The organism is Pseudomonas sp. WJP1 (assembly GCF_028471945.1).
Taxonomy (GTDB): domain Bacteria; phylum Pseudomonadota; class Gammaproteobacteria; order Pseudomonadales; family Pseudomonadaceae; genus Aquipseudomonas.
Window position 1 is genome coordinate 3636500 of record NZ_CP110128.1, and the last position, 15831, is coordinate 3652330.

The window sequence follows — 15831 nt, forward strand, 5'->3', positions numbered from 1 at the left end:
GTAAAGCGAAACCGCCAGCCGCCGTGACCGCAGCAATGGATATCCCCCCATTCCATCTCTAAAACCAAAAAAAAACGGAACCGCCCAAGTCGGTCCCGTTTCGCAACAACGGCCAGTCCAGCAACAATCAGCGCACCCCAGCCCCCGCCAGGCTATCGGATGACCAGCCATTATCCGGACTGAGCTTGTCCATGACCTGCACGCCGGCCTTGCCAGGCCAAACGTTGATGTAATAAGTGCCCGCAATCAAGTCGTAGTGGCCGGCGGTGCTGTTGACGGCAACGGCGTCATACATCTGATGGAGGTAGTTGAAGCCAGGTCGCCACAGCTGGCCGCGGCCGTCGTACTGATCCACCGCGACGGCGGTCCAGCTGTCTTCGTCGATGTAGAAGGTGCGCTTGGAGTAGATGTGGCGCATGCCGGGCTTGAGGGTCGCCTCCACCACCCAGACGCGATGCCGCTCCCAGCGCACCAGGTCCGGATTGATGAACTTCGAACCGAACACCTGCTCCGGATTCTCGGCGTAGGCGAAGCGGTAGGCGTTGTACGGAACGTACATCTCCTTCTTGCCTGCCAGTTTCCAGTCGAAGCGGTCCATCCGGCCGTTGAACAGGTTGATGTCGTCGATGGTGGACATGCCTGAGGTACTGGCGTTCGGCGTGTCGTAGGCCAGGTCGGGTGCCAGGCGTACTCGGCGTTGGCCTGGCAGGTACTGAAAGGCCTTGCGCCCGCGCTCGGTGGCGGTGTAGTCGAAGGTCATCACCGCTTCGCCAGCACGCCGTGCAGGGCCGCTGTAGTTGGCACGGGCACGGGTCAACAGAATGTCGTCGCCCGTTTTCGACGTATCGTAGTAAGGCATCTCGTAGGTCCAGCGACCCAGGGTGGACGTGACCAGCTTACCCGCCGCGTCCACGTTGTAAGCGCCGTACTTGGGCGCGATCCAGGCCAGGCCCTGGTAACGTGCGAGGTGGTTGAACATCACTTCGATGCCGGTCTTGGGAATCGGGAACGGTACGCCGGCGTGGGCGCCTTGCAGCGTCTCGTCATTGTTGGTCAGCGTGGCGCTGGTGGCGTTCTTCAACGTGTTGTCCTGCACAAACTGCGGATAGCCCACGGTGCGATGGGTCGGATACACGTCGACGCGAAAACCCGGCAGCTTCTTGATCAGTGCCTTGGTGCCTTCCGTGAGCTTGTCGCTGTAGGTGTCCACGTTACCGGCGTTGATCGAGAACTGCGGTTTTTCATTGGCGAAAGGATCGGGGCGAATGCCCGTGGCTTTGTCGAACCCGGCAGGCGCGATCTTCAGCCCGCCGGTATAGGCCGGAATGGAGCCATCGGCATTACCGGCCATCTCGGCACCCACGGATGTCAAGGTAGTGCCCAACTGCTTGGCTTCCTGCTCTGAAACTGCTGCATGGAGCACGCCTGCATGGGCGGCCAGCAGGCCGACCGCAATCAGGGTTCTTGTGAGTTTAATCATGTCTCCAACCTCTAGGATGATGGTTTGAGCGTCTTCTCAAGCACGCCCTGGCCTTCAGGGAACTGCGGAATATCCTCCCGTCCCGGCAGTGCTTTTTTTAACCAACCCCCCTCTGTCTGCGCCCCCCCCTTATTGGCGCACAAAGGGAGGGGCAGGCCTTTTATCCGGCTGAAAACGCAAACGCCACGCGGCATCGGGATGCGCGTGGCGTCATGTCAAAGCAGTGTGGCGGGCGTTACGGCTCAGGCGAATACCCGAAGGATGGTCTCGGCCACGCAGGCCGGTTTGGTAGCGCCCTCGATCTCAACGGTCATCTCGTAGGTTACCTGCGCACCGTTGCCCTCCAGCGGCTCGAAGGACAGCACCTTGAAATGCCCGCGCAAGCGACTGTCCACGGGTACAGGCTGGACAAAGCGCACCTTGTTCATGCCGTAGTTGACGCCCATCTTCACATTGCGCAGCTCAAAGGCGTTGGTCATGAAGGTCGGCAGTAGGCTCAGCGTCAGGAAACCATGGGCGATCGTCCTGCCGAATGGCCCGTGGGCGGCGCGTTCGGGGTCGGTGTGAATCCATTGGTGATCGCCGGTCGCTTCGGCAAAGGTATTGATGCGCTGCTGGTCGATGGCCACCCAGTCGCTGGTGCCCACGACTTCGCCGACGAGGCCTTGCAGTTCGGCCAGGGTTTCGTAGCTTTTCATTGTTGTTGTGCTCTCGATAGTCTGTTCAATAACGGTTCAGACGCGCAGTTGCGCCTGTAGCGCCGCCGCGCAAGCGGCTTCGTGGCTGTCGCTGCTGCCCAGGAGCAAGTCGGCGACGATGGCCCGTTTGTAGTAGTGCCCGACCAGGTACTCTTCGGTCATGCCGATACCGCCGTGCAACTGGATGCCCTGGCCGCAGACGGACTTTGCCGCACGGCAGATCAACATCTTGCTGCCCGAGACCGTTTTGTCGCGGCTGGCCTCGTCTTCGTTGGCCATGGAGGCCAGGGCTGCGTGCAGGCTCGACCGCGCCAGCTCCAGTTCCGCCGCCATATCCGCCATGCGGTGTTGCAATGCCTGGAAGGTGCCGATGGGCACGTCGAACTGTTGGCGCACCTTGAGATAATCGGCGGTGACTTCGATGGTTTTTTCCATCCCACCGATCAACTCTGCGCACAACGCGACGATGCCGTGGGCCAGACCCTGGCGTAACCCGACCAGACCTTGCCCTGCCTCGCCCAGCAAGGCTTCGGCGCCGACCTCGACCCCGTCGAAGTGCAGCTCCTGGACCCAGGTGCCGTCATGCAAGGGCAGCGTCTGGCATTTCAGGCCCGGGCGATCCGCGTCCACCAACAGCAGGCTGATGCCCGGTGATTGTGGTATCTGCGCCGAGACAATGAATGCCTTGGCACCCACGGCGCCCAGCACCAGCGTCTTGCGACCGGTCAGGCGAAAACCGTGATCCCGGCGCTCGGCCTGCAGGGTGACGGGCAACGGCATGCCCCGCGACCCTGCCTCGCTGTAGGCCAGCGCGATGCGGTACGTGCCGTCGGCCAGTTGCGGCAACAGCCGCGTTTTTTGCGCCTCGGTGCCTGTCGCCAGCAGTGTCTGGGCCGCCAGCACACCACAGGCCATGAAGGGTTCCAGCACCAGCCCGCGCCCCAATTGCTGGGCAATGATCACGGTGTCGAGCAGCGAGCCGCCCAGCCCGCCGTATTCTTCCGGCAACGCCGCCATCAGCCAGCCGTTGGCGGCAAAGAGTCCCCAGTTGTCTGCACTACCATTCTTGCCTGCATTGAGCAGGGCGGTACGCGCCTCGAAACTGTAGGCCTTGTCTACATAACGTCGCAGGCTGTCCTGCAACAGTTGTTGTTCCGAAGTGAATTCGAAATCCATGGCGGTTTCCTGATATCAGAGTTGGAACAGCATCCTGGCGATAATGCCGCGCTGCACTTCGCTGGTGCCGCCGTAGATGGTCGCCGCGCGGCGCAGGAACATGTCGTTGCTGATGCCCCTGGCCAGCGCTTGCTGCGGGAACGGTTGTTCGGGATCGGCTTCATGGGGATGCGTATAGGCAATCGCGCCGTAGTCGCCCAGCGCTTCGATCTGCGCTTCGGTGATGCGTTGCTGCAATTCGGTGGCGCGGATCTTGAGTATCGAACCCAGGGTGTGCGACGCCGGATCGTGCTGCTGTTCCAGCCGCGCGACCCGCTGCACCAACATCTCCATGGCCTGCAGTTCGGCATCCAGCCGCGCCAGCTTCAGGGCGAACTCGGGGCGCTCGTAGAGCGGTTGGTCGCCCACGTGCAGCGTGGAACCGATCTGCCGCAGTTCGCGCATGTAGCGCTTGAGTTCGGGCAAGTCGGCAACGGTGGCGTGTTCGTTGTTGAGCAAGAACTTGGTGATGGTCCAGCCCTGCCCCTCTGCGCCGATCAGGTTGCCGACCGGCACCCGTACATTGTCGAAGAAGGTCTCATTGAGGTGATGGGCATCGTCGATGCTGCGGATCGGACGCACGGTGATGCCCGGGGTCTTCATGTCCACCAGCAGAAAGCTGATGCCGGCCTGCTTTTTAACGTCGGCGTTGGTGCGTACCAACAAAAAAATCCAGTCCGCGTGATGGGCATAGCTGGTCCAGGTTTTCTGGCCGTTGATCACATAGCAATCGCCATCACGCTCGGCGCGGGTGCGTAACGACGCCAGGTCGGAACCGGCGCCCGGTTCCGAAAAACCCTGGCACCACAGACGCTCGCCATTGAGGACGGGCGGCAGGTGCTCGGCCTTCTGCTCTGGCGTGGCAAAGGTATTGAGCACCGGGCCAAGCATCTTGTGCACGAAGCCATCCAGGGTTGGCGTGCCCGCCGCGCTGCACTCGTCATCGAACACCAGGATCTGTGGCACCGACCAACCGGTGCCGCCGTGCTCCCTGGGCCAGTACGGCGCGCCCCAGCCACGCGCCGTGAGGAGTTTCTGCCAGCGCATGATCTGCTCCCGGGGCGATCGGGCGCAGCGCTGTTGCCCCTTGAGCTGTGCCGGAACCTGGTCCTGAAGGAACCGGCGAACTTCTTCGCGGAACGCTTCGAGGCTGGCATCAGGTTGAAAGTCCATGGTGTTTCCCCTGTCAGTCTTTGCGGTACAGGGTGACGACGCAGGCGCCACCGATGCCGACGTTGTGTTGCAAGGCGATGCGCGCACCCTCGACCTGGCGCTGCTCGGCGCGGCCGCGCAGTTGCTGGACCAGCTCGGTGCATTGCGCCAGGCCGGTTGCGCCAATCGGGTGGCCCTTGGAAAGCAGGCCGCCAGACGGGTTGACCACGTATTGCCCGCCGTAGGTGTTGTCGCCATCGTCGACAAACTTCTGCGCCCCACCTTCCGGGCACAACCCCAGGGACTCATAGGTCAGCAGCTCGTTCTGGGCGAAGCAGTCATGCAGTTCGACGACGTGTACGTCTTCGGCACCGATACCGGCCATTTCATAGGCCTTTCGGCCCGCCGCGCGGGACATCGAGTAACCCGCCACGTCGCGCATGTCGCCGGATTTGAAAGTTTCCACGCCATCGGTGGTCAGCGCCTGGCCGGCAATCGACACGCTGCGATCCAGGCCATGTTTGCGCGCATAGGCCTCACTGCACAGGACCACTGCGGCGGCACCGCAGGTCGGCGGGCAGGCCATCAGACGGGTCATGACGCCAGGCCACACCACCTGGTCGGCCAGGACCTCTTCAGGGGTGACCACCTTGCGGAACACCGCCATCGGATTGTTGGCCGCATGCCGGCTGGCCTTGGCGCGAATCTTGGCGAAGGTTTCCAGGGGGGTGCCGAAACGCTGCATGTGTTCCACCCCGGCGCTACCGAAGATTCGCAGGGCCGCCGGAATTTGCGCGGCACCGGGAATCGCCTCGTCGCACTGATCGAGGAACAGCTCCAGAGGGCTCGGGCGATCCGGGAAGGCGCTGCCGATGGCGCCGGGGATCATCTGCTCGAAACCGAAGGCCAGGACGATATCCACCATGCCGCTGGCAATGGCCTGGTTGGCCAGGTACAACGCCGATGAGCCGCTGGCGCAGTTGTTATTCACGTTCAACACCGGGATGCCGGTCATGCCGACGTTGTAGAGCACGCGCTGGCCACAGGTGGAGTCACCGAACACATAGCTGGCATACGCCTGCTGGACCGATTCGTAACCGACACCGGCATCCGCCAGGGCCAGTCGCACGGCCTGCTCGCCCATGACCGCAAAGGTCTCGCTCTGCCCGGGTTTCACGAAAGGGATCATACCTACACCCGCGACGACGACTTTGTGCATCATGTCTCACTCCTCAACATTGGAATCCTGCCAGTTCCCGGGCGTCCTTCGGTGGATCGTGCCGGACGGCAGGCTTTGAGTCACAAGGATAAGCAGCCCCGAAGTCCTGCCGCCCCTCCCCATTTGGGGGTTCATGGCTGTGGCAGCTTCGCGCCCGTGTAGGGCAGGCCTTCCTTGCCGAGGAAGCGTCGCACCGCTTCGGCGTGGTAACGACTGGCCCCGCACAGCGATTGCGCGCAGGCTTCAAACTGGGTCATCGCCTGGCGATCGGTCTCGAACGAGCGATTGAGTAATGTCTTGGCCAATCCTAACGCATCGGGCGGTGCGTCATCGAACTGGCGGGCGAACTGCAGGGCGCTGTCCAGCAGTTGTTCCTCAGGGACGACGACCTGCGCCAGGCCGAGCGCCAATGCCTGCTGCGCATCGATTGCACGGGCGCAAAAGATCAGCTCCTTGGCCTTGGCCAGCCCGACCAGGCGCGGCAGTACATAAAGCATCGACAGGTCCGGCACCAGCCCCAGGCTCAGGAAGGTCGGCAACAACCGTACCCGTGGCGTCACGAACATGAAGTCCGCGGCCAGGGCCAGGGAAAAACCGGCGCCCACCGCCGCGCCATCGACCGCGGCGATCACCGGCTTCTGCAGGTCGACCAGGCTGGCGAACCACTCGTGAAAGCCCAACACTAGGTTGCGTCCGGCGAATGTGCCATCTTCGCCCTCCTCCAGGCTGCCCAGGTCGAAACCGGAGCAGAAGGCCCCGCCGGCGCCGGTCAGTACGATCGAGCGCACCGTGCGATCGTCTCGCGCCGCGATCAGCGCGGCCGGCAAGGCTTGGTTGATGGCCGCCTCGAACGCATTTCTTTTCTGTGGCCGGTTCAAGGTGATCAGCGCGGTCTTGCCGATCTTTTCATAAAGCACTGCACTGTCAGTCACATCCATTTCCTCCTGATGCGGCATCGGCCGGCGATACCCGGCCGCGCCCAAGGTTCAGATTGCACTGCGGGTCCATTACAGGTTGCGGGCAATGATCACCTTCTGGATGTGGCTGGTGCCCTCGTAGATCTTGGTCACCCGCACATCACGGCAGTAACGTTCCACCGGGAAGTCGCTCAGGTAGCCATAGCCGCCATGGATCTGCAGCGCTTCGGAGCAGACCTTTTCCGCCATTTCGCTGGCGAACAATTTGGCGATGGACGCCTCCTTGGCGCAAGGCACCCCGGCGTAATGCAGGCGCGCGGCGTGCAACATGTAATGCTGGGCCACCTCGAACTGGGTGGCCATGTCGGCCAGGTCGAACGCCACGCCTTGCAACTTGATGATCGGTGCACCGTAGGCCTCACGCTCGTGCGCGTACTTCACCGCGGCTTCCAGTGCGGCGCGGGCGGCGCCCACGGCCACGGCGGCGATACCGATGCGGCCTTCGGACAGGGTGGCCATCAGGCGTTTGTAGGCACTGCCCTCCTCGGCCAGCAGGTTTTGCGCCGGTACCCGGCAGTTATCCAGCTGGATTGCCGCTACATGGGCCGAACGCTGCCCCATCTTGCTTTCAACGCGCGCCACGATGTAGCCCGGCTCCCGTGGATCGATGATGAACATGCTCGGGCCTTTGCGGCCTTCGGGTGTCTCGGTGGTGGCGGCAATCGCGAAGGCGATCCCGGCTTCGTTGCCGTTGGAGATGAACTGCTTGCTGCCGTTAAGCACGTAATGGTCGCCCTCGCGGCGCGCCGTGGTGCGAAAGGCCGCGGTATCGGAACCTGCCTGGGGCTCGGTCAGCAGACCGGCGGCAATCAGCTCGCCGCTGATCATGCCCGCCAGGTACTTGTCCTTTTGCGCCTCGGTGCCGAAGCGATGAAGCATGTCGGCCATGCCGTTGTGCACATGCAGGATGGTGGCGAAACCGGCATCCGCTGCCGCGAATTCCTCAATGCACAGGCAGTATTCCGGGAACGACATGCCCGAACCACCGAAGGCTTCCGGAATGTGCATGCCGAGAAAGCCGAGTTCGGCCACCGCCTTGAGTTCCGCGTGCGGCCAAGCGCCGGTGCGGTCGCGCTCGGCGGCCGTGGCGCCGACGACTTCTTGCGCCACCTTGCGGGCGGCATCGCGAATCATGATTTCCTGCTCGCTCAGGAATGCTGCAGATGTATCGCTCATGGTCTTCCTCTTGATCCGGGTCGAAAAATCGATGCTGACCTGAGCATGCGGGCTGGCCGCGCACGTACGCGCCTCCCGTCTCGGGAGGGGGCGCACGCCGCAGTCAACGTCCAGTCACTTGAGCACACCCTGCTGACGCGCCAGGGTAATTGCCGCATAACGGCTGGACACGCCCAATTTGGCGAGGATGTTCTTCACGTTCCACTTCACGGTGCCAAAGGTGATGTTGAGCGTCAGGGCGATTCGTTTGTTGGACATGGCCTGGGCAACCAACCCGAGGATCTCCAGTTCACGGGGGGTCAGGCTGGGCCGAGGCCCCTCGTTCGAATGCCTCGGTGCGCTCACCACGGGCGAGGGCTGCGCCTGGGTCGTTTCATGGTTCAGCAGTGCCTTCAGATAATCGCCAACCGAGCCTTCGCCAGCGATTTCATCCTGCCATTGAGCCAGCAATGCCAGCAGCGCCGGGCCTTCATCGAGCAGGGTCCGAACCAATCCCAACCGGGCACCGGCTTGCACCGCCTGTTGCAGGTGGGCCTGCGCCTGTTCCGGTTGATCGAGCATGGCGTGGGCCTGCGCGCCGAGCAGGCGTGCGCGGACCACCGACCGCCCGCGCGCCGCCTGCTCGGCGTAGGTAATGACGGCCTGCAGTGGCTCCAGCGCACTGAGCGGATCGCGCATCCCCAGTGCCAGCCGCGCTTTGGACAAGGCCGTCTGGCAACTGATGTCTTCACGCGGTTCAGCGTGCGGGCGTTGGGACGCCTCCAGTGCCACCAGTCGTGTCACCAGTTCACTGGCGCGACGATTTTCACCTTGCAGCACCAGCACGCGGACTTGCTCGGCCAGCATGAATGCCAACAGCCGGTCCAGGCCCAGCACATGAAAATGCGCGCTTTGGGTTTCGAGAAAACTCAAGGCCGCCTGCGGTGACTCTCGTTGCAAGGTGATGCGCGCACGGCAGATCGAGGCCCGGCCCATCACATCGGGCATGGATGAGCGCAGGATACCGCTGCGGTTGGCCAACATTTGCAGCGCGTCGTCCAGTTGGTCCATTTCGTAATAGGCATCGCACATCGTCGCGGCGCACAGGTTGGCCGATACCGAGCCGCGCCCATACGCTTGCTCGGCGCGTGCGGTGACGCTTGCACCGATATGCTGTGCCTGTTGCGCATTGCCTTCTTTGAGGCTGGTCAGCGCCCGGGTGTTTTCAAAGACCATGGCCATGTCGTTGTCGCAGTGGTTCAGATCGATGGGGTACTGCTCATGCAGCTTGCGAGCGTCGTCCGGGCGCCCCACCGACAGATAGGCCGTGGCCAGGGCCGACAGGCTGATGTAGCGCAAGGAGTGGTTTTCCAGCGGCGTCTGCAAGGTCGGCTCCAGCAGCCCGATGACCCGCCGCGGCTCATCGAGTTGCAGGGCGATGGCGGCATCGGCCAGCACCAGCTTCGAAGAGATCTTTGGTACGCGCGACGCCTCGCTGCGGCGTATCTGTTCCAGCCAGCGCTGGGCCTTTTCCGGCCGGGCGGTGAAGGCATACGTCAGGCAGCCGATGATGAACAGTTGCGGATGGGCGAATAGCGTGTCCTGGGGCAGGCGTTCGAGCAGATGCAGCATCGGACTGATATAGGCCATGCTCCAGGTCGTCGATGCGGCTAGCTCCATGGCCTCGACGGCGTCATCGCGGTCACCGCCCAGGTTGGCGTGACGCACGGCCTCCACCAGATAATCATGCTCGGCAAACCATTGGCTGGCGAGCCGGTGCAGTGCCTGCACCGTCACCTCGCCGCGGGTCGCCAGGCGCTGGGTGAGAAACTCGCCGAACAGCGGGTGAAAGCGGTACCAGGGCGTGCTGTCATCGGATTCGATGCGATGGATCAGCAAATTTTCGTCTTCGGCGCGCTTGAGCATGTCCCGGGCGCGGGCGCTTCCCGTCACGAATTCGCTCAAGTCGGCGTTGAAGCGGCGCAGGATCGAGACTTTTTCCATGAATTCCAGCAACTCGGCGGGCAAACAGGCCACCACGTCTTCGGTGAGGTACGCCTGCAGATCCGCCGAGTTGCGCAGGATCGAGCGCAGCTGCGATCGCCGGGTCGGGCGCACCCGCAACATGGTGGCAATCGGTTGCAGGCTGGCGGGCCAGCCATTGGTCAGGTCATGGATCAACCGCTCTTCGTCGGCCGTCAGTGCCAGGGTGCTGAGGTTCTGCTTGAAGAAGTCCCGCGTCTCGTCCAGATCGAAAGGCAGTTCGACGGCATCGACCTCGGCTACATGCCCCTGCATGCGCAGCCGCCCCAGGCTCAGGGGCGGCGTGCTTCGCGAGGCGATGGTGACGTGCAGGTTGGCAGGGCAATGGTCGAGCAATTTCTGCATCAAGCGATGCGAGGTCGATGAATCGACGTGATGAAAATCGTCGAGCAGCAGGTGCAGCTCCCTTTCGATATTTTGTGCGGCATGGGTGACCAGGGCGATCAAGGCATTGATTGACTGCTCGCTGCCGTCACTGTTGAGCCAATCCTGTTCGATGACGATGCCCAGGCGCTGCAAGGCTGCCAGCAGATAAGAAAGGAAGCTGGCGAACTCGCGATCGTCGAGGCTGAACGACACCCAGGCCACATCCAACCCGGCTTTCATCAATTCCAGTCGCCATTGGGCCAGCACAATCGTTTTGCCGAACCCCGCGCCCCCGGTAATCAGGGTGGCACTGCACGGCTGCGACTCGCGCAAGCGCGCCAGCAATTGCGCGCGCGGGATGTGCCGGGCGCTCAAGCGCGGCGGCGAGAACTTGGTGGCGACCAACAGATCGCCGGCGTTGATGACATTTGTCTGCATGATTGGATCTCCGCCCTTGGCGTGTTGCCTGGATGTGTGGCGCATCCTGCAACAGACGAGGTGGCGCTCGCCCCGTCCGCAAGGGGGGGGGAGACAGTCCGGGGGTGTCGCGTAATTTCCAATCCAGACAGAAACGTCAATTGCATGTTGATCGAGGATTGGAGATGAGCGAGTCCGTTTCTTTTGAACTCAAGGGCCAGGTGGGCTGGATCACCCTGACCCGCCCGAAGGCCATGAATGCCCTTAACCGCGAAATGCTGGAGGCCATGACCGCCCGGCTGAACGCCTGGGAAAATGACGATCAGGTCCGTGTGGTGGCCCTGACCGCCACCGGCCCGGCGTTCTGCGCCGGCGCCGACCTCAAGGCCGGCGGCACGCCGCAGCCTGGCGAGAAAGACCTGCTGGACACCATCGTCACCTTCTTCGACGCGCTGCGGGCTTTTCCCAAGCCAGTGATTGCCGCCGTCAACGGCATGGCCCTGGCCGGTGGCCTGGAAACCGTGCTGTGCTGCGATCTGGTGATCGCCGCACAAAGCGCTCGTTTCGGTGATGCCCACTCCAATTTCGGGGTGTTTCCCGGAGGCGGCGGCGCGGCCGTATTGCCACGCAAGATCCCGGAGAACATCGCCAAGTACATGCTGTTCACCGGTGACGCCCTGCCTGCCCAGGACATGAAGCTTTACGGCCTGGTCAGTGAAGTGGTCGCCGATGCCGAACTGGTCGAACGCGTCCAGGCACTGGGCGACAAACTGGCGCAGAAAAGCCCGCTGGTGCTGCGCAAGATGAAAAAAGTGGCTGATGAGGCCGGTGACAAGTCCCGCGCCGACGCCCTGCGCCAGGAACTGCTGGAACTGCGTGACCACCAGCGCTCCTACGACATGGCCGAAGGCGTGCGCGCCTTCGCCGAGAAGCGCAAACCGGATTTCAAGGGTTATTGAGTCAAGCGCCCTGCCCCTTTTTCTCAACTATTCGAGGCACCGATGGAAAACGTATACATCGTCGGCGTCGGCATGACCGCCTTCGGCCGTCACACCGACAAGACCATCAAGCAGCTCACCGCCTGGGCGGTGGAAGACGCCCTGAAAGACGCAGAATGCGACCGCAAGTGGATTCAGGTCGGCTTCTTCGGCAACTGCACCCAGGGCCACTTCGATGGCCAGCACATGATCCGTGGCCAGGTGGCACTGCTGCCGCTGGGCCTGGACAGCATCCCGATCTTCAACATTGAAGGCGCCTGCGCCTCGTCCAGCCATGCTTTCAACCTGGCAGTGACCCAGTTGCAGGCCGGTGCTGCCGACGTGGCGCTGGCAGTCGGCGCGGAGAAAATGTTCTACAGCGACAAGTCGAAGATGTTCTCGGCTTTCGAGTCTGCCTGGGACATCGAAACCTTCGAGGAAAACAAGCAATACCTGGCGAACATGGGCCAGGGCATCGTGCCGCCTGCCGGCTCGCAATCGGAAAAACCCTACAGCCCGTTCATGGACGTCTATGCGGCCCTGGGCCGTGGCGGCCTGATGGAGCGCTATGGCATTACCCAGCGTCAACTGGCCGCCGTGTCCTCGAAGAACCACGGCCACTCGGTGCACAACGAGCGCTCCCAGTACCGCAATGCCATGAGCATCGAGGAAATCCTCGCCGCTCCGCCCATCACCTACCCGATCACCCTGCCGATGTGCTCGCCGATTTCCGATGGCGCCGCGGCCGTGATCCTGTGCACGGAATCGGCATTGAAGAAATACGGGTTCGACAGGAACCGTGCCGTCAAGGTCCTGGCCAGCGTGGTGCGCTCGGCCTCGGCCCGTGCAGCCGAAGACTACGACAAGGGTTGTACCCACCTGGCCGGCAAGGCGGCCTTCGAACAGGCCGGCATCAGCCCGCAAGAGGTCGATGTGGCTGAAGTGCATGACGCCACCGCCATCGGCGAACTGCTGGCGATCGAGGCCCTGGGCCTGTGCGAACCGGGCATGAGCGGTGTGATGGCCGAGCGCGGTGACAGCGCCCTGGGCGGTCGGTTGCCGGTCAACCCGTCGGGTGGCCTGGAGTCCAAGGGCCACCCGATCGGCGCCACCGGTATCGGCCAGATCTTCGAACTGGTCGAGCAACTGCGCGGCAACTGTGGCCCGCGTCAGGTCGAAGGCGCGCGTATCGCCCTGCAAGGCAACGGCGGTGGCCTGTGGCGCGTGGAAGAGTCCACTGAACACGTCGGCATTTTCAGCCGGGCCTGATTTTTATGGAGAACGGCGACTCGGGGAAACCACGCACTTCCTCCGTCGTTCTCCACCTACTACGCTCTCACTGGAGGAAAACTACCATGACCATTCGTTTCGATGACCGCGTCGCTATCGTCACCGGTGCCGGCAACGGCCTGGGTCGCGTCCACGCCCTGAATCTTGCCGCCCGCGGCGCCAAGGTTGTGATCAATGATTTCGGCGGCAGCCGTGACGGCTCCGGCAGTTCCACCGACGCCGCGCTGGCCGTGGTCGAGGAAATCCGCCAGGCCGGTGGCGTCGCCATTGCCAACGGCGCCAACGTGGCCGACTACGAACAGGTCCAGGCCATGGTCAAGCAGGCGGTGGAAGCCTTCGGTCGCGTCGACATCCTGATCAACAACGCCGGGATCCTGCGCGACAAGTCGTTCGCCAAGATGGAAATGGCCGACATCCATGCGGTGATCAATGTCCACCTGATGGGCGCGATCCACTGCTCCAAGGCGGTGTGGGAGCTGATGCGCGAGCAAAATTACGGCCGCATCCTGATGACCACGTCCGCCGCCGGCCTGTTCGGCAATTTCGGCCAGGCCAACTATGGCGCGGCAAAAATGGCCGTGGTGGGCCTGATGAACATGCTCGCCATCGAAGGCCGCAAGAACAACATCCTGGTTAACACCCTGGCGCCAATGGCGGCCACCCGCATGACCGAGGACGTGATGCCGGCCGAACTGCTGGCGGCCAGCCGTCCAGAGCAGGTCACCCCGGGCGCCTTGTTCCTGGTCAGCGACAATGCACCGACCAAGCTGATTCTCGGTGCCGGTGCCGGCGTGTTCTCGGCCATACGCATGGAAGAAACCACTCCGGTGTACATCGGCAACGAGGATCTGACCCCGGAAGCCGTCGAGGCGCACTTGGCGCAGATCACCGACTGGAGCACTGCGGTCGAACGCTTCGACGCCAACCAGCAGGTCAAGGTGTTCATTGACACGGCCATGGCGGCTATCAAGGCTCAACAGGCCTGAGTATTCCCGGGCGCAGGGCCCGGGTTAAACTCGCGACGATGATCGCAACGGGCGTGCAGCCACACGCCCGGACGGAGAATGAACAATGACAATAATGAACTTCGCACACACGGTCGGTAACCTGGCCGTGCGGTTCGGCGATCGGGAAGCCCTGGTCAACATCGAGCGCAATCGCCGCTACAACTTCCGTGAACTCCACTCGCTGACCAACCGCATCGTCAACATGCTGCGCGCACGGCTCGGACTTCGCCGCGGGGATGTCTACCTGTGCATCCTGGAAAACGACAATATCTCGCTGTTCCACGCCTGGACGGCGCTCAAGGGCGACGCCGCCGCTGCCTATACCAACTATCGCGATGCCTTCGAGGAACACCGCTGGCAAATCGAATTCCTGCGTCCCAAAGTGGTGTTCCTTGAGAACGCGTTGCTCGATCGTTACTTCGACTCGCTGCGCGACCAGGGCATCACCGTGGTCTGCATGGACCCACCAGAGCACCCGCGTGACGGGTTGTTGTATTTCTGGGACCTGCTCGAAGACGTGCCGGACCACAATCCGGGGGTCGACAACGACACCCAGAAGGACACCCTGGTCTATCGCTTCACCGGTGGCACCACCGGCCAGAGCAAGTGTGTTGCCTACACCATCGAAAACTGGATGGCGCTGCGCGACTCCATGTACCTGGAAGCCGAGCAACCCTACCAGCCGGACACCCGCTTCCTGCACATGGCACCCATCAGCCACGGCTCCGGCCTGGGCCTGCTGCCGACACTGTTCCGCGGCGGCTGTACCCTGACCCAGAACATCCCGGACCTGGCCCGGCTGTGCCGCAATATCGAAGCGGAAAAGGTCACCATGACCCTGCTCGTGCCGACCATGATCTATCGCCTGCTGGAATTGCCCGAATCGCGGGACTACGACCTGTCTTCGCTGCAGACCATGGCCTACGGGGCCGCACCGATGAGCCCGGCCAAACTGCGCCAGGCCCAGGAGCGCTTCGGCAATATTTTCATGCAGATATACGGCGCCACGGAATGCCTGCATGCCGTGGCTTTGCTGGGCAAGGCCGATCATCTGACCCAGAACGAGAAACAACTGTCCTCGGCCGGGCGCATCGCCGTCGGCGCCGAGATCCTGATTGTCGATGAGAACGGCCAGGAAGTTCCGCTGGGCACGACCGGCGAGTTGTGGGTCCGTTCCCGGGGCACCATCTCGGGCTACTTCAAGAATCCACAAGGCACGGCCGACGAGTTCCATAATGGTTACTGGAAGTCCGGCGACCTGGGTTACATCGATCCTGAGGGCTTCCTGTTCCTGGTCGACCGCAAGAAAGACATGATCATCACCGGTGGTTTCAACGTCTACGCCATCGAGGTTGAAGCGGCGCTCAATGCCCATCCTGCGGTTCTGAATTCCGCTGTCGTGGGTATTCCCCATGAAGAATGGGGCGAGGCGGTGCATGCCGAAGTGATCCTCAAGGACGGCCAGGCCGTATCGGTCGACACCCTGATCGAGCACGTCAAGGGACGCCTGGGCCGCTTCAAGGCGCCCAAGTCCATCGTCTTCGTCGAGGCCTTGCCGGTCAGCGTGGTGGGCAAGGTGCTGCGCCGCCAGGTGCGTGAAAAGTACTGGAAAGACAAGGCGCGTTGCGTGTCCTGATTCGCTTGTTCTGAACGTTTACCCCTTCGTTTGCGCCCTGATGTCCCCTACCGCCCTTGGTCAGGCTGGGGACATCGGGGCTTTTTTTGCCGATGATTTTGTAGGAGCGAGCCTGCTCGCGAAGAACGTCCGAACAACGCGGGCATTCAGACACCCGCGTCTTCGTTAACCTCCATCGCGAGCAGGCTCGCTCCTACAG

12 protein-coding genes are annotated in these 15831 nt (G+C 62.6%); 4 read left to right on the plus strand and 8 right to left on the minus strand.

Features of this window, described 5'->3' with window-relative positions; all coding sequences use genetic code 11:
• Positions 1-127: 127 nt before the first annotated feature.
• The 8 genes from OH720_RS16280 to OH720_RS16315 all read right to left on the minus strand — a co-directional run bounded on the left by OH720_RS16280 (position 128) and on the right by OH720_RS16315 (position 10743).
• Positions 128-1480 (minus strand): DUF1329 domain-containing protein, encoded by a 1353-nt coding sequence (locus OH720_RS16280; RefSeq protein ID WP_272601992.1) that lies wholly within the window; start codon positions 1478-1480, stop codon positions 128-130.
• A gap of 242 nt (positions 1481-1722) precedes the next feature.
• Entirely contained in the window at positions 1723-2178 is a 456-nt protein-coding gene (locus tag OH720_RS16285; protein WP_272601993.1) for a MaoC family dehydratase, read from the minus strand.
• Between the two features lie 36 nt (positions 2179-2214).
• Positions 2215-3354 (minus strand): acyl-CoA dehydrogenase family protein, encoded by a 1140-nt coding sequence (locus tag OH720_RS16290; protein WP_272601994.1) that lies wholly within the window; start codon positions 3352-3354, stop codon positions 2215-2217.
• Between the two features lie 15 nt (positions 3355-3369).
• Positions 3370-4566 carry an acyl-CoA dehydrogenase family protein gene (locus tag OH720_RS16295; protein ID WP_272601995.1) on the minus strand — a complete coding sequence of 399 codons (1197 nt, stop codon included), beginning with the start codon at positions 4564-4566 and terminating at the stop codon, positions 3370-3372.
• Positions 4567-4579: 13 nt separating this feature from the next.
• Positions 4580-5767: a lipid-transfer protein gene (locus OH720_RS16300; protein WP_272601996.1), complete on the minus strand. Its 1188-nt coding sequence runs from the start codon at positions 5765-5767 to the stop codon at positions 4580-4582.
• 128 nt (positions 5768-5895) lie between these two features.
• Positions 5896-6696: an enoyl-CoA hydratase/isomerase family protein gene (locus tag OH720_RS16305; protein WP_272601997.1), complete on the minus strand. Its 801-nt coding sequence runs from the start codon at positions 6694-6696 to the stop codon at positions 5896-5898.
• Between the two features lie 75 nt (positions 6697-6771).
• The gene (locus OH720_RS16310) at positions 6772-7917 is read right to left on the minus strand and encodes an acyl-CoA dehydrogenase family protein (RefSeq protein ID WP_272601998.1); all 1146 of its coding nucleotides are present in this window, start codon (positions 7915-7917) and stop codon (positions 6772-6774) included.
• A gap of 114 nt (positions 7918-8031) precedes the next feature.
• The gene (locus OH720_RS16315; RefSeq protein WP_272601999.1) at positions 8032-10743 is read right to left on the minus strand and encodes a LuxR C-terminal-related transcriptional regulator; all 2712 of its coding nucleotides are present in this window, start codon (positions 10741-10743) and stop codon (positions 8032-8034) included.
• 164 nt (positions 10744-10907) lie between these two features.
• Here OH720_RS16315 and OH720_RS16320 point away from each other — a divergent pair, with 164 nt between their 5' ends.
• The 4 genes from OH720_RS16320 (at position 10908) to OH720_RS16335 (ending at position 15632) form a co-directional block, all read left to right on the plus strand.
• Positions 10908-11681 carry an enoyl-CoA hydratase/isomerase family protein gene (locus OH720_RS16320; protein WP_272602000.1) on the plus strand — a complete coding sequence of 258 codons (774 nt, stop codon included), beginning with the start codon at positions 10908-10910 and terminating at the stop codon, positions 11679-11681.
• 42 nt (positions 11682-11723) lie between these two features.
• Entirely contained in the window at positions 11724-12968 is a 1245-nt protein-coding gene (locus tag OH720_RS16325) for a thiolase family protein (protein ID WP_272602001.1), read from the plus strand.
• An 86-nt stretch (positions 12969-13054) separates the two neighbouring features.
• Complete coding sequence (locus OH720_RS16330) at positions 13055-13975, plus strand: SDR family NAD(P)-dependent oxidoreductase (RefSeq protein ID WP_272602002.1); 921 nt, start codon at positions 13055-13057, stop codon at positions 13973-13975.
• An 85-nt stretch (positions 13976-14060) separates the two neighbouring features.
• On the plus strand, positions 14061-15632 hold the full coding sequence (locus tag OH720_RS16335) for an AMP-binding protein (RefSeq protein ID WP_272602003.1): 1572 nt from the start codon (positions 14061-14063) through the stop codon (positions 15630-15632).
• Positions 15633-15831: the final 199 nt, after the last annotated feature.